This is a genomic window from Micromonospora sp. NPDC000316, assembly GCF_042898885.1.
Lineage (GTDB): Bacteria > Actinomycetota > Actinomycetes > Mycobacteriales > Micromonosporaceae > Micromonospora.
The window spans coordinates 716,057-740,388 of record NZ_JBIAZG010000001.1 but is presented as its reverse complement, the minus strand read 5'-3'; the positions used below and the strand labels follow the sequence as shown (position 1 = coordinate 740,388).

The following is a 24,332-nucleotide window of genomic DNA, read 5'->3' as shown; positions in this document are numbered from 1 at the left end:
GTCAGTCCGCCGGCCGTACGACGATGCGCCGGTTCGGCTCGACGCCCTCGGACTCGCTCGCCACGCCGGACATGGCGTTGACGACGTCGTGGACGCACTTGCGCTCGAACGCGGACATCGCCTCCAGCCGGACCGGCTCGCCGTACTCCTTGACCTTCTCGACCGCGTTCTTGGCGACCGCGGCGAGTTCCTTGCGGCGGGTCGTCCGGTAGCCACCGACGTCGAGCAGCAGCCGGCTCGGGGTGCCGGTCTGCCGGAAGATGGCGAGCCGGGTCAGCTCCTGAAGCGCCTCCAGGGTGGCGCCCCGCTGACCGACCAGGTTCTGCAGTCGGGCACCGACCACCTCGACCACCGGCCGGCCACCGGCGACCAGCTCGTCGATGTCGCCGTCGTAGTCGAGGATGTCCAGCAGCCCTTCGACGTAGTCGGCCGCGATCTCGCTCTGCCGGAACAGCTCGCCCTCGCCCGCCGCCTTCTTCTCGCGGCCACCCGCGACGGCAGCGGTGTCGGTGTCATCGGCCTCGGTGTCGTCGTCGTCCGACTCGTCCGACTCGGTGTCGCCGTTCACCGCGAGGGGCGCGGTGTCCTCCTCGTCCAGGGGCTGTTCGACGCGGGGGATGCTGGTCTCGGTCACGGTCTCATCTCCGTACTCGCTCGTCCGGACCGTCGGGTCCGCTGGTTTCCCGTGGCCGGCGGGAGGTCGCCGGTGCCCACGGGCACGTCTGTACGGGCAGTGTCGCCCGTGACCGCGTCGCGCGCGGCCGGTTCCGCCCGGCGCCGACCTTCCGGCGGCTGCACGGCGCGGAACGGGCCGCCGCCGGTCACCCGGCGGCGGCCCTGACAGCTCAGCCCTGCCGCTTGGCGGGGCGACTCTTCTTCGGGTTGTTCACCGGCTTGGCGCCCGGCTTCGGCCCGGCCACCTTGGGCGCGGTCGCCTTGACCGGCGCCGGCGGGGCCGACTTGCCGCGACCGAACAGGCCACCGGACTTGGCGGGCTGCACCGGGTTACGGGAGGCGGCCGGAGCGGTGGCCTTCTTCGCGGTCACCGGCGGCGGGAACTTGCGCAGAACCCACTGCTGCTGGCCGAGGGTGAAGAGGTTGTTCGTGACCCAGTAGATGATCACGCCGATGGGGAAGATCGCGCCGGAGATCAGCAGCGACGCCGGGATGCCGTAGAGCATCAACCGCTGGATCATCCGCTGCTGCGGGTCCTCCGCCCAACCGGTCTTGAGGATCATCTGACGGCTGGTCAGATAGGTGGTCGCAATCATGATGAGGACCAGGACACCGGCGATGATCTTGACCGTGGAGCCGTTGGCGCCAAGACTGGCCAGCTCGTCGGCGGTGGAGCCGAACTTGCCGGCGATCGGGGCGGTGAAGAGCTTCGCGTTCGAGGCGCTCTGGAACTGGTCGGCGGTCCAGCCGTAGAGGGTCTTGTTCCCCTTGTCCGGGTCCAGACGGCGCAGCACGTGGAAGAGGCCGAGGAAGACCGGGATCTGAAGGAACATCGGAAGGCAACCCATGAGCGGGTTGGCCTTCTCCTTCTTGTAGAGCTCCATCATTTCTTTCTGGAGCGTCTCCCGGTCACCCTTGTGCTTCTCCTGCAGCTCCTTGACCTTGGGCTGCAGGGCCTGCATCGCGCGCTGTGACTTGATCTGCTTGACGAAGACCGGGAACAGGATCACCCGGACGGTGACCACCAGGAAGACGATGGACAGGATCCAGGCGAAGTTGGTACCGATCACCGCGCCGACGGGCACCCCGATGGCGTCCCAGGCCGAGTGCCAGGTCAGCAGGATCCACGAAATCGCGTAGTAGATCCAGTCGAGACTCAATTCGGTGCTCCAGTCACATCGGCACGGCGGCGACCGCCCGGCTCCGGCACCGGGTCATGTCCACCAGGGTGGAAGGGGTGGCAGCGCAACAGCCGCCGGACCGCCAGCGCGGCTCCCCGGAGCGCGCCGTGTCGGGCCACTGCCTCCTGGGCGTACGCACTGCACGACGGGTAGAACCGACAGCGGGCCGGCAGTGCCGGACTTATCCACCGACGGTACGCGATGATGGGCGCGATCAGCACCTTGGCACCTGTTGACGTCGGGCGCGCGGCGGAGGTCGGTTCGGTGCTCACCGGGACCGCCTCTCTCGGGGCGACCGGGCAACCGCGATGGCGGTGTCCAGGTCGGCGGCGAGCCTGGGGTAGGACGCCTCGGCTGCTGCGGGCAACGCCCGGACGACCAATGTACTGCCGGCGGGCAAGGCGACAAGTCGTTCGCGGACGAGCGCACGGAGCCGGCGCCGGACCTTGTTGCGGACGACCGCGTTGCCCACTGCCTTGGACACGACGAAGCCGGCGCGGGTCGGCGCGGAAGTTTGCTCCGCGCCGGCATCCCGCACCGGCTTCGGCGAGGTCGTTGTGGTGGTGTCGGCGGTCACCGGCACGGTCAGGTGGACCACGACGGCGCCTCGTCCGGCGCGTCGGCCACCGCGAACCGCTGCGGCGAAGTCAGTGCTGCGCCGCAGTCGCTGCGCAGCGGCCAGCACGACTGCCCACGTCCCCCGGACCGGCCCGGTCGGCTCAGGCCGACAGGGTGGTGCGACCCTTGGCGCGACGGCTCGACAGGATGGCACGGCCGGCACGGGTGCGCATGCGCAGCCGGAAGCCGTGGGTCTTCGCGCGCCGGCGGTTGTTCGGCTGGAAGGTGCGCTTGCTCACGTCAGGCTCTCCGTTTTCGTACGCGCCCCGCGCGACGGAATCGCCGGGGTCGTGGGGTGGTCCAGGCCACCTCGACGGTGACCACCGATCGGTGCTGCCCTGCGGAGCGGGACCTCGGCGACGAGGGGATGCGACCGTGGACAGCAAACACCCATCACCCTAGCAGAGGACGACAGAGCAGCCCCTCCAGCCTACGCAGGGGCGCAATGACCGTCAAACATCCCCAGCGGCCACCATCGGGGACGCGCCCGGGACCGAAGGGGCGGTTTTCGCTGATGCCGACAAGGCCGCTGCCGCGTCGCCGGTTGATGGGGCAGGGACAACGCTGTTACCGTGCCCGATTGCGGTGAGCGTCGGAAGCTCCGGTCGTCGCGCGCAGGCAAGACCGGACACGCCGGTGAATCGTTCGGCACGGTGAACCCGCTTCAGCGCCCGGTCAGGCAGGGGGCAGGTCCCACCCGCGTCCGCCGGACGGCCACAATCGGTCGGTACACAGGCTGTGGATAACCTGTGGATGACCCACTGGCAGTTGTCCGGGTGGGTGATGTTCCACCCGCGCACGCGGCGGGCCCGGGACGGCCGGCTGGCAGACAGCGGCGGCCGGGAGCAGAGGCGAGGGGGTGGCACGACGGTGGCCGGTACGACCGACCTTGCCGCGGTGTGGTTAGCGGCGACCGACGAGCTCGCCGACGAGATCATCTCCGCCCAGCAGCGTGCCTACCTTCGGCTGACCCGGCTACGGGCGATCGTCGAGGACACCGCGCTGCTCTCCGTCCCGGACGCCTTCACCCGGGATGTGATCGAGTCGCGGCTGCGTCCGGCGATCACCGAGGCGTTGACCCGTCGGCTCGGCCGACCCATTCAGGTGGCGGTGACCGTGCGCGTGGCCGAGGACGCCACCGGACGCCCGGCCGGCACCGTCTACCGCAGCGCCCCGGAGCCGGGCTCGGCCGACGGCGAGATCCCGCTGTCCGGCTCGCTCGACGACGGGTACTCCGGACGGCCGCCGGCCGACACGATCGTTCCCGAACAGCAGCAGCCGGGGCGCGACCCGGCCGGTCCGCCGCCCGCGCCGGCTGTCGACGGGCACCGCTCCGGGTTGATCCCGGCGAGCCGGGACGGGCAGGAGGCGCTGTTCAGCGCCGCGTTCGTGGAGCCGATGCGGTCACCTCGGCCAGCGTCGGACCGACGCGGCTACGACGACCAGGCCGCCCGACTGGACCCGCCGGGCCCGGACACCCGGCCCTACGAGCCCCGCTACCGCGAGGACGCCCGATCACCCCGGGACCAGCACGTGATCCGTCCGCTGCCCCGCGACGGCGGAACGGACAGCGGTCCGGGCCGCGGCGGAGTGGACCACCGCACCGGTGGGCGCGACGACCGTCGGCTGCCCGGCACCGACACCGGCGGCAACCGGCTCAACCCGAAGTACATGTTCGAGACGTTCGTCATCGGCTCGTCGAATCGCTTCGCCCACGCGGCGAGCGTCGCGGTGGCCGAGTCGCCGGCGAAGGCGTACAACCCGCTCTTCATCTACGGCAGCTCCGGGCTGGGCAAGACCCACCTGTTGCACGCGATCGGGCACTACGCCACGACGCTTGGCAACGCGCGGTCGGTGCGGTACGTGTCGACCGAGGAGTTCACGAACGACTTCATCAACTCGCTGCGGGACGACAAGACGAGTGCGTTCCAGCGCCGCTACCGCGACGTCGACATCCTGCTGATCGACGACATTCAGTTCCTGGAGAACCGGGAGCGTACGCAGGAGGAGTTCTTCCACACCTTCAACACCCTGCACAACGCCAACAAACAGATTGTGATCACGTCCGACCGGTCACCGAAGCAGTTGGCGACGTTGGAGGACCGCCTGCGGACCCGCTTCGAGTGGGGTCTGCTCGCCGACATCCAGCCTCCGGACCTGGAGACGCGGATCGCGATCCTGCAGAAGAAGGCGGCGCAGGAGCGGCTCTACGCCCCACCGGACGTGCTGGAGTTCATCGCCTCCCGGGTGTCGAACTCGATCCGGGAACTGGAGGGCGCGCTCATCCGGGTGACCGCGTTCGCCAGCCTGACCCGGTCGACTGTCGAGTTGTCGCTGGCCGAGGAGGTCCTGCGGGACTTCATCCCGGACGGCGCCGGCCCGGAGATCACGGCCGACCAGATCATGGTCTCCACGGCCGACTACTTCGGGGTGAGCCTGGAGGACCTGCGCGGTCAGTCCCGCTCCCGGGTGCTCGTCAACGCCCGCCAGGTGGCCATGTATCTGTGTCGGGAGCTGACCGAGCTGTCACTGCCCCGGATCGGGCAGGCGTTCGGCGGCCGGGACCACACCACTGTCATGCACGCGGACCGCAAGATCCGGCAGCAGATGGCCGAGCGTCGCTCGCTCTACAACCAGATCGCCGAGCTGACCAACCGGATCAAGCAGAACACCTGAGGGGTACGGCGGCACGCAAGCCCGGGACACGCCCGGCCGGATCTCCGGCCGGGCGTTCTTTTTTCGGCTCCGACCCGGCTCCGGCGGCGCTCGTTTCGGCTCTGGAGACGGCTTCGGCTTGACCCTCGACATGGTGCAGACCACAGGATCGACGCCGTGTCCGCCTCGATGCTCAATCGTTGTCCACAGCTCGTTGTCCACCGTCGGTGGATAACTACGGTCCGTCCCTCGACAGTTACCCACAGGCTGTGGAGAAACCCTGTGTATGACGTTGTGGACGGTTGTGGACGACCGCGACGTTGTCCACCGTTGATCATTGCCCTGTGTACGAGCTGTTGAAGGTTCTGGGGACAACCCCAATGGTGATCTTCTCGGCTGTCCACAGGCATGGGGAGAAAGTCGGTGGATTACCGGTGGACAACCGGTGGACAACGGTGGACAACCGGCCGTCGTCGCCGGGCTGTGGACACAGGAGGCAGTTGTACCCCCGGTTCTCCACAGCTAAATCACCTGTAGATAACCTGTCTGAGCTGCGCAAACTTGAGTTCTCCACAGTTTGCACAGGTGCGATGAAGACGATGGGTTATCTCTTCTAAGAGAACAAAAACCAATCATCACCGTTGGGCTTTCTGTGGATCGTGCCGAACGCTGCCGGACAGGCCGGTCAGCATCGACACGATCCATGGGGTCGGACGCACAGCCGATGCCCCCGCGCCCTAAGGTGCGATGGGTACCCGCACGGTCGGGCGGGACGGTAGGCAGCGGTCGGCATGAGAGAGTTGTCGCTGACGTCGACGCGGAGGCATTGATGAAGTTCCGAGTGGAGCGCGACGCGCTCGCCGAGGCCGTGGCGTGGACCGCGAAGAGCCTGCCCAACCGGCCATCCGTGCCGGTGCTCGCCGGGGTGATGCTGCGCGTCACCGACGGCAACCTGCGGGTTTCCGGGTTCGACTACGAGGTTTCCAGCCAGGTCACCGTCGAGGTGCAGGGTGACGCCGACGGCGCCGCCCTCGTCTCCGGCCGGCTGCTCGCCGAGATCACCAAGGCGCTGCCGGCCAAGCCGGTGGACATCGCCGCGGTCGGCGCCCACCTCGAGTTGGTCTGCGGCAGCGCGCGGTTCACCCTGCCCACCATGCCTGTGGAGGACTACCCCGCCCTGCCCGAGATGCCGCAGAGCGCCGGGACTGTCGACGCCGCCGCGTTCGCCACCGCCGTCGCTCAGGTGGCCGTCGCCGCCGGCCGCGACGAGACGCTGCCGATGATGACCGGTGTCCGGGTCGAACTCTCCGGCAGCACCCTGTCCATGCTCGCCACCGACAGGTACCGGCTGGCGCTGCGCGAGATCCAATGGCGGCCGGACGACCCCGACGTCAGCATCAACGCCCTGGTGCCGGCCCGCACCCTCAACGACACCGCCAAGGCGCTCGGTCCGATCGGTGGCGAGGTCACCCTCGCCCTCGCCCAGGGCGCGGCCGGCGAGGGCATGGTCGGCCTCGCCGGTGGCACCCGGCGCACCACCAGCCGGCTGCTCGACGGCGCCAACTACCCGCCGGTGCGCTCGCTCTTCCCGGCCACCCACAACGCCGAGGCCCGGGTGCCGGTCAGCACCCTGATCGAGGTGGTCAAGCGGGTCGCGCTGGTCGCCGAGCGCACCACCCCGGTGCTGCTCAGCTTCAGCGCCGACGGGCTGGTCGTCGAGGCCGGCGGTTCCGAGGAGGCCCGGGCCAGCGAGGCGATGGAGGCCACCTTCACGGGTGAGGCGCTGACCATCGGCTTCAACCCGCAGTACCTCATCGACGGCCTGTCCAACCTGGGTTCCCAGACCGCCATGCTCTCGTTCGTCGACGCCTTCAAGCCCGCGGTGATCTCGCCCGCCGGTGAGGATGGAGAGGTCATTCCGGGGTACCGGTACCTCATCATGCCGATCCGCGTCTCCCGCTGATCGCGTCCAGCAACACCCAGATCCACGGAGGTAGGGACAGATGCAGCTCGGCCTGGTAGGACTCGGCCGGATGGGCGGCAACATGCGCGAGCGGTTGCGGGCAGCCGGCCACGAGGTGGTCGGTTTCGATCACAACGCGCAGTTGAGCGACGCGGCCAGCCTCGCCGAGCTGGCGGGCAAGCTGGAGTCGCCGCGCGCCGTCTGGGTCATGGTGCCCGCCGGCGTCACCGACGCCACGATCGACGAGCTCGCGGGGGTGCTCGGCGAGGGCGACATCATCATCGACGGCGGCAACTCGCGCTTCAGCGACGACGCGCCCCGGGCCGAGCGGCTCAACGAGCAGGGCATCGGTTACCTCGACGTCGGCGTCTCCGGCGGCGTCTGGGGCCGGCAGAACGGCTACGGGCTGATGGTCGGCGGCGCCCAGGAACACGTGGACCGGCTGATGCCGATCTTCAACGCGCTCAAGCCGGAGGGCGAGTTCGGCTTCGTGCACGCAGGTCCCGTCGGCGCCGGGCACTACTCGAAGATGGTGCACAACGGCATCGAGTACGGCCTCATGCACGCCTACGCCGAGGGCTACGAGCTGATGGCCGCCTCCGAGTTGGTGACAAACGTCCCGGGGGTCATCAAGTCCTGGCGGGAGGGCACCGTCGTGCGCTCCTGGCTGCTCGACCTGCTGGACCGCGCCCTCGACGAGGACCCGGAGCTGGCCGAGCTGAGCGGCTACACCGAGGACACCGGCGAGGGTCGCTGGACTGTCGACGAGGCCGTCCGGCTGGCCGTGCCGCTGAACGTCATCACCGCCTCCCTGTTCGCCCGCTTCGCCTCGCGGCAGGACGACTCACCGGCCATGAAGGCCGTCTCCGCGCTGCGTCAGCAGTTCGGCGGCCACGCCGTCCACAAGCGCTGAGCGGTATCCACACCCTGTGTATGTCCACCGGCTGGAACTCGTCGACTTCCGCTCGTACGAGCGGGTCGCCGTCGACCTCCAACCGGGGGCGAACGTCCTGATCGGCGCCAACGGCGTCGGCAAGACCAACCTCGTCGAGGCGCTCGGCTACGTGGCGACCCTGGACTCGCACCGGGTCGCCACGGACGCGCCGCTCGTCCGGATGGGCGCCACCTCGGCGGTGATCCGCTGCGCGGTGGCGCACGACGGCCGGGAACTCCTTGTCGAGCTGGAGATCGTGCCCGGCAAGGCCAACCGGGCCCGGCTGGGCCGATCCCCGGCGCGACGGGCCCGGGACGTGCTCGGCGCACTGCGACTTGTGCTCTTCGCTCCGGAGGACCTGGAGCTGGTCCGGGGTGATCCGTCCGAACGCCGCCGTTACCTGGACGACCTGCTCGTCACCCGCCAGCCCCGCTACGCGGGTGTACGGGCCGACTACGAGCGGGTGGTCAAGCAGCGCAACGCCCTGCTGCGCACCGCGTACCTGGCACGCAAGACCGGCGGCACCCGGGGCGGCGACCTCGGCACCCTCGCCGTCTGGGACACCCACCTGGCCCAGCACGGCGCGGAGCTGCTCGCTGGGCGGTTGGAGCTCGTCGCGGCGCTCACCCCGCACGTCGCCAAGGCGTACGACGCGGTGGCCGCGGGACGGGGCGCGGCAAGCATCGCCTACCGGCCCTCGATCGAGCTGGCCGAGCCGACCACCGACCGGGCCACGTTGGCCGAGGCGCTTACCGCCGCGCTGACCGCCTCGCGGTCCGCCGAGATCGAACGGGGCACGACCCTCGTCGGCCCGCACCGCGACGAACTCGCCCTGAGCCTCGGCCCACTACCCGCCAAGGGGTACGCCAGCCACGGCGAGTGCTGGTCGTTCGCGCTCGCGCTGCGGCTGGCCGGGTACGACCTGTTGCGCGCCGACGGAATCGAGCCGGTGCTTGTGCTCGACGACGTATTCGCCGAGCTGGACACCGGGCGGCGGGAACGGCTGGCCGAGCTGGTCAGCGGGGCGAGTCAGCTGCTCGTCACCTGCGCGGTGGACGATGACGTGCCGGCCGCCCTGCGCGGCACCCGCTATCAGGTCGGCGAAGGGACGGTACGCCGTGTCGAGTGAGCCACGCGCCAACGGGAACGACACCGGGCGGACCGGCCGGCCGTCCGGCGACGCCGCGAACACGCGTACCCCCGGATCGGGGGTGCCTGCGGCCGGTGCCGACGGCGGTGGGCAGGCGGAGGCCGCGACCGGGCCGGAGCTGGCGCGGGCGGTGCTCGACGCGGCGCTGTCCCGGCGGCAGGCGGCGGCCCGCGCCCGGCGTACCCCTGGCGCCGGAGGCGGCGCAGGCGACTCGGGGCGGCGGCTGCGTGGCTACTCCGGCCCCGGCCCCGACCCGCGCGATCCGCAGCCGCTCAGCGCGGTGCTGAACCGGCTGGTGAAGGCGCGTGGCTGGCAGCAGCCGGCGGCCGAGGCCACCGTGTTCGGCGCCTGGGAGCGGGTGGTGGGCGCGGAGGTCGCCCAGCACAGCCGCCCGGTCAAGCTGGAGAACGGCGAGTTGACCGTGGAGGCACGCTCGACCGCCTGGGCGACCCAGTTGCGGCTGCTGGCCGGCTCGTTGCTCAAGCAGATCGCTCAGGAGGTGGGCCACAACGTGGTGCGCAAGCTGCACATCCACGGCCCGGCCGCGCCGTCCTGGGTGAAGGGACCGCGCCGGGTACGCGGCCGGGGGCCACGCGACACCTACGGCTGAGCGGCCCCTCAGCGTTTGCGGCCGGCCTCGCGGGCAGCCCGCTTCTGTTCGCGCTGCTCTTGGGTGTAGCGCTTGCGCTCGGCAAGGTCGCGCTTCCACGCCTCGCGTGCCTCTGTCGAGCCGCCCTGCACCGCGCCCTGCACACCCTCGGCCGGGCCGGCGAGATGCCGGAAGGCCCAGCGCAGCAAGCGGCCGCCCTCGCCCGGAGACCTCGGGACCGCGCCGTCCTCACCCATCTGCCGCCTTCTTTCGCCGCGCCTGGCAGGTAATTGGCTTACCAATGGTTGGTGCACCAACGATCGCTACGATAGTAACCATGAGTGGGGAGGGCAACCGATGAGCGACCGACCGGGCGGCGTCGACCCGTTGGCGTTGGAGCAGCAGGTCTGTTTCGCGCTCTCGGTGGCCGCGCGCAGCGTGGTGGCCGTCTACCGACCACTGCTGGAGCCGATGGGGCTGACCCATCCGCAGTACCTGGTCATGCTGGCGCTCTGGCAGCACGCGCCGCTGTCCGGCCGCGACCTGAGTCGTCTGCTCCAGCTCGACCCGGGCACGCTGTCGCCCCTGCTGAAGCGGCTGGAGGCCGCCGGCTACCTGCGCCGCGAGCGCGACGCCGCCGACGAACGCAGCCTCGCCGTCACCCTCACGGCCAGCGGCGCCGCCCTGCGCAGCCAGGCCGAGCTGATCCCCGCCGCGATCGTGCAGCGCCTCGGGCTGCCCGCCGAGGACCTGCAACACCTGCACGGGGTGCTCACGCAGTTGATCGCGGCCGCCAACCGACCCAGCGGCGACCCCGCCGCCCCGGAGATCGGCGCAGCGGCCCCGCCGAGCGGCGCAGCGGCTCAGGCGTCGGCGTAGACGGCGAAGCCGCGATCGGCGCAGCGCCTGTAGAACGCCGCCAGCACACCCAGCTCGGGGCATGTGAAGTTCCACTGCGGCGGATCGCCACTCTCGTCCCGCATCGCGTCCAGCCGGCTCTCCAGCCACCGCAGCTGCTGTTCGGCGAGCCGGCCGTCGCCGAGCAGCGACCGCAGCACCGTGCTCACCGACTCGAAGGTGACCGCCTCGCCGTACGCGCGGTGGCCGGCAACGAACCGCTCGATGCCGGCCGCGATCCAGGCGCAGCCGTCCGGGTCGATCACCGGGTCCTCGTCCTCGGCTGCGGCGTCTGTGGCATACAACACACCTTCGAGACCGAGCAGGAGATCCACCAACTCGGTGTACGCGGTCGCGCGGACGGTGCCGGTCTTCGCGATCAGCTCGGCAAGCGCCGCCGTCGGCGCGGAGATCCGGGGCACGTCGACGATCTCGCCGAAGTCGACGAACTCGGCGGGAGCCACCGGATCGTAGAAGCGGCCGGTCCGCGGCCAGTGCACCGCGACGTTGTCCAGCCCCATCTGTCACCTCTTAGAGAGCACGTGTCGGGTCGATCGGGTCGATCGTCCCGGTTCCGGCCGCTAAAGATCAAGGCCGCTTCCGGAGCGCCGCAAACGTACGACACCGGTGGTCCGGCCGCGACCCCCGACCCACCCGGCCGCGGGTCAACCCGTTTTGGGGCGGCGCGTGCGATCGGAGCATGGCGTGTGGGGGGAGTCGTGGGTAATGGGGTTCTGCCGGCTATGGACATCTCAGCCGCCTCGTTGAGGGTGCCGAGTGGCGGTTCTGTCCCGCGCGCACAGTAGGATTGACGGTGAGACGAAGACCCGGTGTGGAGCGAGGGACGGGGCCGATGGCCCCCGATCATTCTCCCTGTCGGGTCGAGCCGATCGCGATCCGCGGGCAACCGCGGCGACCGGCGCGTTCGACCCGCTGTCCGGAGGTTTCCGGCGCCGGTCCGCGCGCCGACGTCGCGTCCTGTCCGCCGAACCCGCGCCCGACGCGCCCGTTTTTGGCGTGGACGACGCGAGAAAGTGGCCGAGGGTGGCAGCGCAGGACAAGCAGGAGTACGGCGCAGAGTCGATCACCGTTCTCGAAGGGCTGGAGGCCGTTCGCAAGCGGCCCGGTATGTACATCGGGTCCACCGGCGAGCGCGGTCTGCACCACCTCGTGTGGGAGGTCGTCGACAACGCGGTGGACGAGGCGCTGGCCGGGTACTGCGACACCATCGACGTCGTGCTGCTCGCCGACGGAGGCGTGCGGGTCACCGACAACGGCCGGGGCTTCCCGGTCGACCTCCACCCGAAGCTCAAGAAGCCGGGTGTCGAGGTCGCGTTGACCATCCTGCACGCGGGCGGCAAGTTCGACGGCAAGGCGTACGCGGTCTCCGGCGGTCTGCACGGCGTCGGTGTCTCCGTGGTGAACGCGCTCTCCACCAAGATGTTCGTCGAGATCCACAAGTCCGGCGCCGTGTGGCGGCAGCACTACACCAACTCCAAGCCCGGCACGCTGGAGAAGGGCGAGGCCACCGACCGCACCGGCTCGGCGGTCTCCTTCTGGCCCGACCCCGACGTCTTCGAGACCGTCGAGTTCGACTTCCAGACCATCTACCGACGCCTGCAGGAGATGGCCTTCCTCAACCGCGCCCTGCGCATCCACCTGCTCGACGAGCGGGTGGCCGAGGAGGAGGACGGCCGGCAGCGCGAGGTCACCTTCTACTACGAGGGCGGCATCGCCGACTTCGTCCGCCACCTCAACGCCTCGAAGAGCCCGATCCACAAGACAGTGGTCGAGTTCGAGGCCGAAGAGGAGGGCATGTCGCTCGAGATCGCCATGCAGTGGAACGAGTCGTACGGCGAGTCGGTCTACACCTTCGCCAACACGATCAACACGCACGAGGGCGGCACGCACGAGGAGGGCTTCCGGTCTGCGCTGACAAGCGTGGTCAACAGGTACGGCACCGACAAGAAGCTGCTCAAGGGCGACGAGAAGCTCTCCGGCGAGGACATCCGGGAGGGCCTCGCGGCGATCATCTCGGTCAAGCTGGCCAACCCGCAGTTCGAGGGCCAGACGAAGACCAAGCTGGGCAACACCCCTGTGAAGAGCTTCGTGCAGCGGGTCTGCAACGACCGGCTGGTCGACTGGTTCGACCGCAACCCGGCCGAGGCCAAGATGATCATCACCAAGGCCTCTCAGGCGGCTCGCGCCCGGATCGCCGCCCAGCAGGCGCGCAAGCTGGCCCGGCGCAAGTCGCTGCTGGAGTCCGGCTCGATGCCCGGCAAGCTGGCCGACTGCCAGTCCACCGACCCGCGCGAGTCCGAGGTGTTCATCGTCGAGGGCGACTCGGCCGGTGGCTCGGCCAAGCAGGGCCGCGACCCGCGGACCCAGGCGATCCTGCCGATCCGCGGCAAGATCCTCAACGTGGAGAAGGCCCGGATCGACCGGGTGCTGAAGAACAACGAGGTCCAGGCGCTCATCACCGCGCTGGGCACCGGCATCCACGACGACTTCGACATGGAGAAGCTGCGGTACCACAAGGTGGTGCTGATGGCCGACGCGGACGTCGACGGCCAGCACATCCAGACGCTGCTGCTCACCCTGCTGTTCCGCTTCATGCGCCCGCTTGTCGAGATGGGGCACGTCTACCTGGCCGCCCCGCCTCTCTACAAGATCAAGTGGAACAAGAAGGGCGACGACGCCCAGTACGCGTACTCCGACCGCGAGCGGGACGGGCTGATCGCGCTGCGCCAGCAGAAGAAGCCGAACGCCAAGCCGGACGACATCCAGCGCTTCAAGGGCCTCGGCGAGATGAACTATCCCGAGCTGTGGGAAACCACAATGAACCCGGCGACGCGTACCCTGCGTCAGGTCACTCTCGACGACGCGGCGACCGCCGACGAGTTGTTCAGTGTGCTGATGGGTGAGGACGTCGAGGCGCGCCGGTCGTTCATCCAGCGCAACGCCAAGGACGTGCGATTCCTGGATATCTGACGGATCGCGGTGGGGGGGGGGGGGGGGGGGGGGCCCCCCCCCCCCCCCCCACCGATCCACAGAGTTATCCACAGCTTGGCCGGTATCCACAGCGGTTATCCACAGCACGAAAACGACTTTGAGTCTGATAAGGGTATACAGTGACCGATTCTCCCGAGTCCACACCGAACGAGCCTGAGGTCCCCGCCGAGGCCATCGCCGCCGTGGTCGCACACGACCGGATCGAGCCGGTCGGGCTCGAGGTGGAGATGCAGCGCTCCTACCTCGACTACGCGATGAGCGTCATCGTCGGTCGTGCGCTGCCGGACGTCCGGGATGGGCTCAAGCCGGTCCACCGCAAGATCCTCTACGCGATGTTCGACTCCGGATACCGGCCGGACCGCGGCTACGTGAAGTGCTCCCGCGTCGTCGGCGACGTGATGGGTCAGTTCCACCCGCACGGTGACTCGGCGATCTACGACGCGCTGGTCCGGATGGCGCAGCCCTGGTCGCTGCGCTACCCGCTTGTCGACGGCAACGGCAACTTCGGCTCGCCGGGTAATGATCCGGCTGCCGCCATGCGCTACACCGAGTGCAAGCTCGACCCGCTCGCCATGGAGATGCTGCGGGACATCGACGAGGACACCGTCGACCTGCAGGACAACTACGACGGTCGGGCCAAGGAACCCACCATCCTGCCGTCGCGGATCCCCAACCTGCTGGTGAACGGTTCCGAGGGCATCGCGGTCGGCATGGCCACCAAGATTCCGCCGCACAACCTGCGGGAAATCGGCGCGGCGGTGCAGTGGTGCCTGGAGAACCCGGAGGTGGACGAGGAGACGACGCTTGAGGCGCTGCTCGGCATCGTCAAGGGTCCGGACTTCCCGACCCACGGCCTGATCGTCGGCACCACCGCCATCCAGGACGCGTACCGCACCGGCCGCGGCTCGATCCGGATGCGCGCCGTGGTGGAGGTCGAGGAGGACAAGCGGGGTCGGCCCTGCCTGGTCGTCAGCGAGCTGCCCTACCAGGTCAACCCGGACAACCTCGCTGAGCGGATCGCCGAGCTGATCAAGGAGGGCAAGCTCGCCGGGATCGCCGACATCCGCGACGAGTCCTCCGGGCGTACCGGCATGCGGATCGTGCTCGTGCTCAAGCGCGACGCGGTCGCCAAGGTCGTGCTGAACAACCTCTACAAGCACACCCAGCTCCAGGAGACCTTCGGCGCCAACATGCTGGCCCTGGTCGACGGGGTGCCGCGCACGCTCAACCTGGCCCAGTTCATCCGCTACTACGTCGAGCACCAGATCGACGTGATCCGCAGGCGGACCGCGTACCGGCTGCGTAAGGCCGAGGAGCGGGCGCACATCCTGCGCGGTCTCGGCAAGGCCCTCGACGCGCTGGACGAGGTCATCGCGCTGATTCGGCGTTCGCCAACCGTGGACGACGCCCGCCAGGGCCTGATCCGGCTGCTGGAGATCGACGAGATCCAGGCCACCGCGATCCTCGACATGCAGCTGCGCCGGCTCGCCGCCCTGGAGCGGCAGCGGATCGTCGACGATCTGGCCAAGCTCGAGATCGAGATCGCCGACCTGAAGGACATTCTCGCGAAGCCGGAGCGGCAGCGCAGGATCGTCTCGGAGGAGCTGGGCGAGATCGTCGCGAAGTGGGGCGACGACCGGCGTACGCAGATCATTCCGTTCGACGGCGAGGTCTCGATGGAGGACCTCATCGCCCGGGAGGACGTGGTCGTCACGATCACCCGAACGGGGTACGCGAAGCGGACCAAGGTCGACCTTTACCGCTCGCAGCGGCGCGGCGGCAAGGGCGTCAGCGGCGCCACGCTGCGGCAGGACGACATTGTCAGCCACTTCTTCGTATGCTCCACTCACGACTGGATTTTGTTCTTCACGAACAAGGGCCGCGTGTACCGGGCCAAGGCGTACGAGCTGCCGGAGGCCAGTAGGGTAGCCAAGGGCCAACATGTGGCCAACCTGCTCGCCTTCCTGCCCGACGAGCAGATCGCCCAGATCATCGAAATTCCGAACTACCAGGTAGCCCCCTATCTGGTACTGGCCACGAAGAACGGCCTGGTGAAGAAGACGCGGCTCGAGGAGTTCGACTCCAACCGTTCCGGCGGAATCATCGCGATCAACCTGCGCGATGAGGACGAGCTGGTCGGTGCTGCGCTGGTGGCACCGGAGAACGACCTGCTGCTGGTCTCCAAGAAGGCGCAGGCGATCCGGTTCAACGCCTCGGACGAGGCGCTGCGGCCGATGGGCCGGGCCACCTCGGGCGTGATCGGCATGCGCTTCACGGACGACGATGTCCTGCTCGCCATGGAGGTCGTTCAGGACGGTCGGGACGTCTTGGTGGCCACGAACGGGGGATACGCGAAACGCACCCCGATCGAGGAATACCCGGTGCAGGGCCGGGGAGGTAAGGGCGTGCTGACTGCGAAGATCACCGAACGGCGCGGTGGTCTGGTCGGTGCCGTGGTGATCGACCCGGACGACGAGCTGTTCGCGATCACCAGCAACGGTGGTGTCATCCGGACTCCGGTGAAGCCTGTACGCCGTACACGTGACCGGAACACAATGGGGGTCAAGCTGATGGACCTCCCGGACGGCGTGACTATCGTGGCGATTGCTCGCAATGCCGACGAGCCTGACGAACAGGACTAGTTGAATGACGGAGACACAGGCGAAGTCGGGGAACACGGGGACCTCGGCCAACCCGGTCGACGAGGAGGCCGCCAAGAGCGGCACACCAGCGACCGGCCGCGCGGCCGTGGGCCGGGCTACGGTTCCCGCCGACGCGCCTGCCCCGAAATTCACCCGGGCTCCCGGAATGACACCTCCGCCGGAGCAGCCCGGCGAGGACGGCGGCTCGGGCGACACCAAGGCGGAGAAACCCGCCGCCGAGGCGCCGGCGTCCGCCGGGTCGGCCCCGGCGGCGTCCGCCCCGAGCCCGGCGCGCCCGACGACCACCCAGCCGATCACCCGGCCGGGTCAAGCGACCTCGACCGGTGCCACCGGCACCCAACCCCGGATCATGCCGGGCATGACGCAGCCGGATTCGGGACGCACCGCCCCCGGTGGTCGCCCGGCGAGCGGCGGCGGCCTGCCCCCGGGGATCGGTAACGCGTCCGCCGTCGGGGCCGCTCGCGTCGGTGAGGCGGTACGCGCCGCGCGTACCTCAGTCAGTTCGGCGGCATCCCGCGGGCCGCGTCGGGCCCGGCTGAACCTCAAGCGGATCGACCCCTGGTCCGTAATGAAGTTCGCGTTCGCCGTCTCGGTGGTGCTCTTCATCGTCGTGGTGGTCGCCACTTCGGTGCTCTACCTGGCGTTGGACGCGATGGGCGTGTTCCAGAGCGTCAACGACAGCCTCAGCGACCTGGTCAACGCCGGTGGTGGGCAGAGCACCAGCGGCTTCCAGATCACCGCCAAGGGCGTGATCCTCAGCTCGGCGCTGATCGGCCTGGTCAACGTGGTGCTGTTCACCGCGCTGGCCACGCTGGGAGCGTTCGTCTACAACGTCTGCGCCGACCTGGTCGGCGGCATCGAGCTGACCCTCGCCGAGCGGGACTGAGTGACCGGGACGCCGGGACACCGCAAAATTGCGGTCGCCCCGGCGTCCCGTACTCGGATAGGTTTTCAGGTGTCGACGGCCCGGCTCGCGGGGCCGGACCCCGATTTGGGGCCGGCCAAGCTGATGGGTTAATCTTGCTCGTCGCAACACGGGGCTATAGCTCAGTCGGTTAGAGCGCAGAGCTGATAACTCTGAGGTCGCTGGTTCGATTCCAGCTAGCCCCACCGCATGTCGTCCGACGGTAGTCGAGCGCAAGGGGTCGCCCCATGTTCAAGAAGCTGCTGATCCTGGCTAGCGTCGTCGGCGTGGCCGCCGTCGTCTACAGCAAGGTCAAGGCCTCCAACGACGAGCGTGCGCTCTGGCACGAGGCCACCACCTCGCCTGACCTGCGCTGACCTCCGGCCTGCGGCGAAGATTTACGGCTGCCGCAGCGCCACCACGGGGCCCTAGCTCAACTGGCAGAGCACTGCCTTTGCAAGGCAGGGGTTAGGGGTTCGAGTCCCCTGGGCTCCACCACATCATCTGGCCAGGTCACGGCCTATTCTTCTCCCCCGCTGACCCGACCTCGGATTGACGGTCATCTTTGGTCGTCAGCAGAGCCGCCGAAGACACTGCGCACCGACTCGTGGAAATCCGCCGGGGTGTGTGTATAGCGGTTGAGCGTGGTCGATGCCTGCTCGTGGCCCATCACCGCCTGGACGATGTTGACCGGGACTCCGCCGGACACCAACCACGTCGCGTAGCAGTGCCGTAGATCGTGGAACCGCAGCCCGCCGGCCGCCTTAGTCGCCACACAGTCGACGGCTTCCCGCTCGGTCGTGAACTCCGCCGACCACTCCACATCCTCGCGGTCAGACCAAGTGGCGCAGAACTGAAACGGGCCGACCTCGACGACCTGGCCGAGGAGCCCAGCGCGGACGAGTGACGGCCGCCAGATCTGGCGGCGGAAGTTGCTGCGCAACATCGAGCCGCCCTCGTAGTTGGTGAAGACCCGGTCATCCGAACTGTGGGCGACCAGCTCGCGATGGCGATGGAGCGCCTGTTGCAGGAACGGAGCCAGCGGCACGGTCCGCCGGCTCTTGGCTGACTTCGGGTACGGCTTGTCGAACAGGTGACCGTTGACCTCGATGATGACCCGCTCGACAGCCAGGGTCGACGCATCGAGATCAACCGAGCCCCACCGGAGCCCCAGGCACTCGCCCATCGCAGACCCGCGCCGGCCGCAGCAGCGACGAGAGCGCGATGCCACTCGGGCACCGCCGTGAGAAGCCGATCTGTGACGTCGGCTTGAGAGATCGTCTGTACTCCCCCAGCACGCCTTCGCTGCGCCGGGAGGCGGACACCCTCGCACGGGTTGAAGGCGATCAGCCGACTTCGGACAGCCGAAGCCAGGATGGAGGAGCTTTACACATCGCCTAGCAGCTCCGAAGGATGCGCTCCACGTCCGCGCCCGCCTGAACGACCACGGCGTCGGCGCGAAGTTCCTCGGGAAGGTGGCACCGCTGACTTTCGTGCGCGAGCAGGGCGGGGTAGCCAGGTGGAAGCACAACAGCATCGGCGAGTCCGACGAACTTGACGAGCAGGTCGAGAACGGCGCCCACGGAGAACCGGCTGATTATGAGACTGCCGAGCGTGTCGTCGGCAAGGGTGGCGTAGAGGTCTGCGGTGCCGCCGTCGTCGGCGCTGATGTGCCAGTAGCTGTGCTGAGGCCCCCGACGGTCGGCCCTCGGCGCAAAGACGGCCAGGAAGGCATCACCCGCCATTGGGGCGGCATCGCCCTGCTCGAACCGCTGAACGAACATGTCGTAGCTCACCAGGGCAAGTTAGCGCCTCGACCAGAACGATCATGTCAAGCATCTAGCGGGACGCAGGTGTCAAGCATCGGCCGTGACGGGATAGGCCGGACCGCCGGCGGGCTGCCGGGCGGTGTGGGAGGAATTTCTGTACGTCTTCAAGGCGGCCCTGAACGGGCCGCACGCGCCGCCGCCTGGGCGCGCGTCCGTCGCTCCGCTGGCGCTCCGACTCCGGCCACGCAACAGCCCGGCGGCTGGCGCGGAAGCGAGAAGCCCAAGGGGCCGCCGCAGAACGAAAGGGGGCGTTGGCCAGGTGAGGGTTAGGCCGGCAGCCGGCCGGGCCGCGCGGCCACGAGCCCGCGCGGCGTAGGGGAGCGCACGCCGGCCGCGTCGGCAAGCTGGCGGCGGGTACGAGGTTGCGGTTACTGCGCCTCCGGCGGGGGCGCTCCGGCTCCAGGATGGCCGGGGCCGCGTCGGCGGCTCGCGGTCCGTGGGTGGTTGCGGTAGGCCATCCCGCCTGCCGTCGACCCGGGCGAGCCGAGCAGACCGCCGCCCGGCCCGCCAGCGCCCGTACGAGCCGTCAAGGTCCGCTTGACGTGGCGGGCCAGGCGGCGGCCCGCTCCCACAAGGGCGGGTCGACGGCAGACGGGATGACTTCCTAGAGGTGCTGCCGGATGCAGGCGACTAAGGTGATTCCTCGTCGAGCGATGGCTTTGCGCCGAGCAACAGCGCGGAACTTCGTGCTGCACCATCCGGCAGCTGCAAGATGTCAGTGCGGTCGAGAAGTAAAGTGCGAACAGCTCTAATGGCAACATCAAGCGCCTCGTAGCAGAACTCATACTCGGAAGGCTTGAGGTGCTCGCTGCCATGGACGACCTTGCTTCTCAGGCCGTAGATTTTGGACAGCTTGGCCTTGGTCTTCATTCGCTCTTCGAATGTCTTACTTAGCAGCATGGCAATGGAAGTGCTAATGCGGAAAGTGGGTTCACCCTCCTTTGTTCCGAATAGCCTTTCCCATGCGATAACTGAGTCGATAAGAACGTCTGATGGGTCTCGCCTCTCCCCGCTAGCCTTGAGTATGCGACTGATCGCGAGGTCGATTTTCGCCACGTATGGCTTACTAAGTCTCTCGTACCACAACGCCCAAGACCTGACTTCGTCTGCAGTTAGCTGTATGGGCATAAATCCTGGGCCGTGACGTGGATCAAACCACGACAAGGTCGCCGTTGTATCCAACGGATCGTCAAAGTGCTGCCACGTCGGAATGAGAAGCGCCCGGGACTCCCTTTCCACCGCCATGATTAGCCCGAAACGCAACCTATTAATGGTTGTCTCGACTTCATCGGGGAGACGCATGTCATCCGGCCATATCAGATCGCTGGACGATTCATCTGCGAATCGTATCGCAATTGGAATCTGCATCGCCAGCACGATGTCGCCGTCGTAATTGGCGGTGGTGGTAAGTCCTGAGGAGTCAGTAGCGGTTGTCTGACCTTTAAGGGAAGAGGGTGCGAGCTTGCGATCCTCATCGGTTGCGCTTCGAACAGAGGCGCCCTTCAGGGTAAGCTCACTGCCCTCTGGGAGGAGGATCCCGGCAAAGGCGAACTTCCCTGCGGTCATCCCCCGCTTGCGACTCAGGATGCTGCGAATATTCCGAAACTCTTTGAGGGCAGCTTCGACGAACATCGGTGGGCTCTGTCTCGCGAGAGGGGTCGAGTGCCACGCGCGAGTCAAAATAATCTCCGGCAATCTTAGCAGTTGGATCGAATGGGCGATGCCAGTGCTGATATAGATACGATCCGTTACTCGCCCCGTATGCTGCCCTTCGATGGAAAATAGCCGACCGAGGGCCGGGTCATCAATAACGGCTTTGCCGAAATCGCTGGCGCTAGGATGGCCAAAGATTGCTCGACCGGCGTAGCTGCTGACGCGAGGGTTGTAGTCGAACATCTCTGGAAACTCGTCCGGAAGAAGAAGCGATGAGTAAGCGGCATCGGCAAGAGTGGCGATGGACTTCTCTAAGTCGTCGGCCGCAGGCACCCCGACCTGTTGGCCGCCTGCGTTGAGATGAAACATTTGCGCGGTCAACTGGCCGTTGTCCTGAGGTGATGACAGCCAGCTTAGGAAGGCACGCGCTCGGTCTGTTGGGTCTATATCTTCAGGGAGTCCTCGTAGGCTCCGGTCGAGAATCTCGATATTGGCAGCCTGTTCGGGCGTTAGAGTTGTGGTCCCTGACAAGATGGAGTCGAGGGCTTCGCCGCAATTCAGGATGTACTTTACAAACTCTCTTCCGGCCGTTTCCATAAGCCAAGTCAGGCTGGAAAGATTAGCGCCGGCGGTCACAGCTTGATCGGAAGGCGGCTGAGAAGTACTCATGGTTAGAGCCTGCCCTAAGTCAGGTGGCATGTCCACTTTGCGAGAAATATTTGCTGCCCAGAGAGGCGGCCGTTCCTTCAGCCTGAGCGGCAGCCGGTACATGAGCCAGCGGGTCTGTTTAGGGTTCAAACTCCATCGCGACCTGAGCCCGCGCCCGACCCGTGCCCGATGCAGCGGTCAACACCGGTCAGTGGCGGGCCATCGCAGAGCTTAGCCGTGTTGCTCGTGATCTCCTGACCAGTCAGCATCCCGCCCGGATACTGCGGCTCAATCCGATTCCTGGGTGACGATCGGGTTGGACGTCGGCGGACGAGCATGGACACCGGAGGACCCGTCCGGCAGCTCAGAGCCTGCGAAACAGCAGGTCACCGATCCGTGTTGATTGCCTGGGGGTCAAGGGGTCGCAGGTTGACATCCATAGGAGCATCGCCATGGCAGCAAGCGAAGCGGCTGTATGCAGTGCGATGCATTATCGCTGTCCCGGAATTACTTCCAGGCCGGGAGAATCTGTCGCAGAGGTCTCGCTTATAGCTAGAATTTCGCCCAATGCTACATACGTCTGCAGAAAGAGGAACCGGGCTTCGGATGGAGTGACGTCGTTATGGACAGCGGCGGATACCCTTTCGTAAATCCCGCGGAGCAATTGGCGCAGTCTCTGCTGTCTACTCTTGCTCGTCGACCTCTGTCGAACATATGCGTCGATGCGATTCAATACCTTTGATTTGCCCACGTCCACCGGTTGGCCGTCGACTGTAATCGGATCGCCCTGGGCTGGATAAACGGCGTCGGCGAAGCTGTCAATCAGCCTCCTGCAGGTACTCATGGCATGACTAATGGCCTCTCCTTCACCCTGCGCTAGGCGTTCGATGATCGAATCGATTCGCTCAAGAGCCCGATCGCTAACGGGGGCGAGCAGTCCATCTATCTCTTGCCTAGCCGCTTCGAATAGCTCCCCTTGGCCTTTGCTGAACGCAAGTTCATGGTAGGTCCGAGCCGCGAATTCGTAAATCTCAGCCAATGCTGCAGATCGAATATTCGCGTAGATTGTGATGCTCGACGTGGCACCGTTTATCTGATTATGTACGCGGTCAAGCGCGATGCCCAGGAATTCGCCGCTCAGGCTGGGCGACTTAAGGCTAGCAAGGCGAGACTCTTGGGCTCGAATAGCTGCCTCGATACTGCCCAATGAAACGAGGTAGCCAATCTCCTTGCCGCTGGTATCCACCCGCAGTCGGTTCATCCGCCTAAGGGGTTTACGGGTTTCTGGCGTCATCTCGTAGCCATGGAGTTCTAGCTTGAGCCAATCTAGGCTCGACTCGTCACCAATTAATCGAGCTAGTCGAACGCTCTTCAGCAAGATTTGCTCCGCGCCGAGTCGACGTAGTTCGATATCGGCCAAAAGTTCTTCTGCGAGGCTCAGCGCCTCGGCTTGGCGGTCTCTGGCCACTACCCCTCCCGTATGTCTGGTCGCTTGCATAGTGCCAGAAACCCACGACAACGCCTGCTCGCAGAAGATCATCTGGCACAGATTCGGCACAGCCGACAGCGAGAACTGGTGTGAGACATCAAGCGTTGGTGAGGGACGCAGGCCAGGCCAGCGCACCAGAACGTCCGTCTTGGCCGGCTTCTCCGTCACGTCTCGGGTTAGGGGTTCGAGTCCCCTGGGCTCCACCAGCACTTCCCTTGGTTGATCTCGGTCCGAGTACAGCCAAGTGGTCATGCCGTCTCATCCTCGCCCAGCACCCGATCGACGGCCGAGGCAGCCTGACGAGCCCGCGTCGGCAGGACGTGGCCGTACGTGTCGGCGGTCATCCGGATCGTGGAGTGCCCGAGCAGATCCTTGCCCTGGTCGAGTCTTCCTTGCCTATTGCGCCGCCGCCCACACTGGCTGCATGGGCACGATGCAGGACCCGAACCCCGACCGCGACTGGTTGAAGCGCAGCTACGTGGATACGAGCACCAACCCGTACTCCACCGACTCGCGCACGGAGATGATGGGCCGCCTTGCTGAGGGCGCAGGAGGCAGCCGGGTGGCCCGTGCAGTCCTGCGCGCCGTCGCCGGCATCACGCTGGTCGCGATTGCCTTGTCGATTGTCCTCGGGGTCCTGAACCTGGCGGGGTGAGTCGCCCGGCGCTGAGCAGCGAGGAGTGGCGTCTGACAGATTTCTCGGTCCGAGAGTGAACCATGGGCACCTCGTCGACGTAATCGGGGCGGCAACGTCGACCAGGACAGGGAGACCATCACACCATGGACCAGTGGCCGTCAGAAGAAGAGGTTCCCGTCTATCATCTGGATGGGCAAAATCCAGAAGCTGAAGCCTTACTTGCCAATGGACTGCTAGAGGTCGAGCGGCAGAACCGAAACTTCCCGGAATCGGCAGTCGAACCCGTCATTGAGGTAGACGGAACGATCGTGTCGATCAGCTATCCGGAACGTGACGCGCTGCCGGTCTCCTTCGACACCAGCCAGTGGATACCCACCGCCCAGACGCTCGACCAGCTCATGCTCGACCCGCAAGTAATCTTCCCGAATGCGGGCGCAAACGACCGCGAAAGCGTTCAGATAGCCGCAACTGGGCTTCTCGAAGCCAAGGTGATTCAGAAGCTCAGCGCCATAATCGACAACGCGTCCGGTGAGACGTCGCAAAGGACTGTGGACCGGGCAGCTGAAACGCAAAACTGGGTGCACCAGTTCACCAGGACCTACAACGCCGCTCAGGAATCGAATCGGCGGGCGCAGCGGGCGCAGCAGGCTCTAGCAGCCGCGAATCTGCGAGCGCCGGGAGGCACCGATCAGGGGTCAAGCTCCTCGTCTCGTCAACCTGATGCCCAAGGCCGGGGCAACCAGTCGCAACGCCGGAGGCGAGGAGCGCGCTAAGGACGTCTCCCAGCACTCCCTCGCTCGCGCAGACCGCCGGGCACGGGAGATGGCCGAGGAAC

General features: G+C 67.2%; 23 protein-coding genes and 2 tRNA genes. 14 read left to right on the top strand and 11 right to left on the bottom strand.

Features of this window, described 5'->3' with window-relative positions; all coding sequences use genetic code 11:
- Window position 1: 1 nt before the first annotated feature.
- The 5 genes from ACFY2Q_RS03485 to rpmH form a co-directional block, all read right to left on the bottom strand.
- Window positions 2–634, bottom strand: a complete 633-nt coding sequence (locus ACFY2Q_RS03485) for a protein jag (protein ID WP_387127153.1) — start codon at window positions 632–634, stop codon at window positions 2–4.
- A gap of 211 nt (window positions 635–845) precedes the next feature.
- Complete coding sequence (yidC, locus tag ACFY2Q_RS03480) at window positions 846–1,835, bottom strand: membrane protein insertase YidC (protein WP_387127151.1); 990 nt, start codon at window positions 1,833–1,835, stop codon at window positions 846–848.
- Window positions 1,832–2,077, bottom strand: coding sequence for a membrane protein insertion efficiency factor YidD (gene yidD, locus ACFY2Q_RS03475; RefSeq protein WP_139584732.1), 246 nt, complete (start codon window positions 2,075–2,077; stop codon window positions 1,832–1,834). Before yidD ends, yidC begins: the two co-directional genes overlap by 4 nt.
- A 47-nt stretch (window positions 2,078–2,124) precedes the next feature.
- The gene (gene rnpA / locus ACFY2Q_RS03470) at window positions 2,125–2,541 is read right to left on the bottom strand and encodes a ribonuclease P protein component (RefSeq protein ID WP_387127149.1); all 417 of its coding nucleotides are present in this window, start codon (window positions 2,539–2,541) and stop codon (window positions 2,125–2,127) included.
- Between the two features lie 34 nt (window positions 2,542–2,575).
- The gene (rpmH, locus tag ACFY2Q_RS03465) at window positions 2,576–2,713 is read right to left on the bottom strand and encodes a 50S ribosomal protein L34 (protein ID WP_387127147.1); all 138 of its coding nucleotides are present in this window, start codon (window positions 2,711–2,713) and stop codon (window positions 2,576–2,578) included.
- Between the two features lie 631 nt (window positions 2,714–3,344).
- Here rpmH and dnaA point away from each other — a divergent pair.
- The 5 genes from dnaA (at window position 3,345) to ACFY2Q_RS03440 (ending at window position 9,786) form a co-directional block, all read left to right on the top strand.
- Window positions 3,345–5,150, top strand: a complete 1,806-nt coding sequence (gene dnaA / locus ACFY2Q_RS03460; RefSeq protein ID WP_387127584.1) for a chromosomal replication initiator protein DnaA — start codon at window positions 3,345–3,347, stop codon at window positions 5,148–5,150.
- An 808-nt stretch (window positions 5,151–5,958) separates the two neighbouring features.
- Window positions 5,959–7,092 (top strand): DNA polymerase III subunit beta, encoded by a 1,134-nt coding sequence (gene dnaN / locus ACFY2Q_RS03455; RefSeq protein WP_387127145.1) that lies wholly within the window; start codon window positions 5,959–5,961, stop codon window positions 7,090–7,092.
- A gap of 40 nt (window positions 7,093–7,132) precedes the next feature.
- Window positions 7,133–8,005 (top strand): phosphogluconate dehydrogenase (NAD(+)-dependent, decarboxylating), encoded by an 873-nt coding sequence (gnd, locus tag ACFY2Q_RS03450; protein WP_387127143.1) that lies wholly within the window; start codon window positions 7,133–7,135, stop codon window positions 8,003–8,005.
- A gap of 16 nt (window positions 8,006–8,021) precedes the next feature.
- Window positions 8,022–9,155: a DNA replication/repair protein RecF gene (recF, locus tag ACFY2Q_RS03445; RefSeq protein WP_387127141.1), complete on the top strand. Its 1,134-nt coding sequence runs from the start codon at window positions 8,022–8,024 to the stop codon at window positions 9,153–9,155.
- An 82-nt stretch (window positions 9,156–9,237) separates the two neighbouring features.
- On the top strand, window positions 9,238–9,786 hold the full coding sequence (locus ACFY2Q_RS03440; protein ID WP_387127582.1) for a DUF721 domain-containing protein: 549 nt from the start codon (window positions 9,238–9,240) through the stop codon (window positions 9,784–9,786).
- Window positions 9,787–9,794: 8 nt separating this feature from the next.
- On the opposite strand, the gene ACFY2Q_RS03435 is transcribed toward ACFY2Q_RS03440, so the two are convergent.
- Window positions 9,795–10,022 (bottom strand): hypothetical protein, encoded by a 228-nt coding sequence (locus ACFY2Q_RS03435; RefSeq protein ID WP_387127139.1) that lies wholly within the window; start codon window positions 10,020–10,022, stop codon window positions 9,795–9,797.
- 100 nt (window positions 10,023–10,122) lie between these two features.
- Here ACFY2Q_RS03435 and ACFY2Q_RS03430 point away from each other — a divergent pair, with 100 nt between their 5' ends.
- Window positions 10,123–10,644, top strand: coding sequence for a MarR family winged helix-turn-helix transcriptional regulator (locus ACFY2Q_RS03430; RefSeq protein WP_387127136.1), 522 nt, complete (start codon window positions 10,123–10,125; stop codon window positions 10,642–10,644).
- On the opposite strand, the gene ACFY2Q_RS03425 is transcribed toward ACFY2Q_RS03430, so the two are convergent.
- Window positions 10,629–11,183, bottom strand: a complete 555-nt coding sequence (locus tag ACFY2Q_RS03425; RefSeq protein WP_387127134.1) for a hypothetical protein — start codon at window positions 11,181–11,183, stop codon at window positions 10,629–10,631. The genes ACFY2Q_RS03430 and ACFY2Q_RS03425 overlap by 16 nt on opposite strands.
- Window positions 11,184–11,706: 523 nt before the next feature.
- Here ACFY2Q_RS03425 and gyrB point away from each other — a divergent pair.
- The 6 genes from gyrB (at window position 11,707) to ACFY2Q_RS03395 (ending at window position 17,739) form a co-directional block, all read left to right on the top strand.
- The gene (gene gyrB / locus ACFY2Q_RS03420) at window positions 11,707–13,653 is read left to right on the top strand and encodes a DNA topoisomerase (ATP-hydrolyzing) subunit B (RefSeq protein ID WP_387127133.1); all 1,947 of its coding nucleotides are present in this window, start codon (window positions 11,707–11,709) and stop codon (window positions 13,651–13,653) included.
- A gap of 140 nt (window positions 13,654–13,793) precedes the next feature.
- Entirely contained in the window at window positions 13,794–16,316 is a 2,523-nt protein-coding gene (gene gyrA / locus ACFY2Q_RS03415; RefSeq protein WP_387127131.1) for a DNA gyrase subunit A, read from the top strand.
- A 4-nt stretch (window positions 16,317–16,320) separates the two neighbouring features.
- On the top strand, window positions 16,321–17,223 hold the full coding sequence (locus ACFY2Q_RS03410) for a DUF3566 domain-containing protein (protein ID WP_387127129.1): 903 nt from the start codon (window positions 16,321–16,323) through the stop codon (window positions 17,221–17,223).
- Between the two features lie 150 nt (window positions 17,224–17,373).
- Window positions 17,374–17,447, top strand: a tRNA-Ile gene (locus ACFY2Q_RS03405).
- A gap of 42 nt (window positions 17,448–17,489) precedes the next feature.
- Window positions 17,490–17,618, top strand: a complete 129-nt coding sequence (locus ACFY2Q_RS03400) for a DLW-39 family protein (RefSeq protein ID WP_209273410.1) — start codon at window positions 17,490–17,492, stop codon at window positions 17,616–17,618.
- Window positions 17,619–17,663: 45 nt separating this feature from the next.
- Window positions 17,664–17,739, top strand: a tRNA-Ala gene (locus tag ACFY2Q_RS03395).
- Between the two features lie 61 nt (window positions 17,740–17,800).
- Here the strand turns inward: ACFY2Q_RS03395 and ACFY2Q_RS03390 are convergent.
- From ACFY2Q_RS03390 to ACFY2Q_RS03375, 4 genes are all read right to left on the bottom strand, one after another.
- Window positions 17,801–18,427: a tyrosine-type recombinase/integrase gene (locus ACFY2Q_RS03390; protein WP_387127127.1), complete on the bottom strand. Its 627-nt coding sequence runs from the start codon at window positions 18,425–18,427 to the stop codon at window positions 17,801–17,803.
- A 211-nt stretch (window positions 18,428–18,638) separates the two neighbouring features.
- On the bottom strand, window positions 18,639–19,037 hold the full coding sequence (locus tag ACFY2Q_RS03385) for a hypothetical protein (RefSeq protein ID WP_387127126.1): 399 nt from the start codon (window positions 19,035–19,037) through the stop codon (window positions 18,639–18,641).
- 663 nt (window positions 19,038–19,700) lie between these two features.
- Window positions 19,701–21,392 (bottom strand): hypothetical protein, encoded by a 1,692-nt coding sequence (locus ACFY2Q_RS03380; protein ID WP_387127124.1) that lies wholly within the window; start codon window positions 21,390–21,392, stop codon window positions 19,701–19,703.
- Window positions 21,393–21,861: 469 nt separating this feature from the next.
- A complete protein-coding gene (locus tag ACFY2Q_RS03375; protein WP_387127122.1) occupies window positions 21,862–23,112 on the bottom strand; it encodes a hypothetical protein in 1,251 nt (416 codons plus the stop codon).
- A 172-nt stretch (window positions 23,113–23,284) separates the two neighbouring features.
- On the opposite strand from ACFY2Q_RS03375, the gene ACFY2Q_RS03370 reads away from it, so the two are divergent.
- On the top strand, window positions 23,285–23,515 hold the full coding sequence (locus ACFY2Q_RS03370; protein ID WP_387127121.1) for a hypothetical protein: 231 nt from the start codon (window positions 23,285–23,287) through the stop codon (window positions 23,513–23,515).
- A 125-nt stretch (window positions 23,516–23,640) separates the two neighbouring features.
- Entirely contained in the window at window positions 23,641–24,270 is a 630-nt protein-coding gene (locus tag ACFY2Q_RS03365) for a hypothetical protein (RefSeq protein ID WP_387127119.1), read from the top strand.
- The last annotated feature ends 62 nt before the right edge of the window (window positions 24,271–24,332 follow it).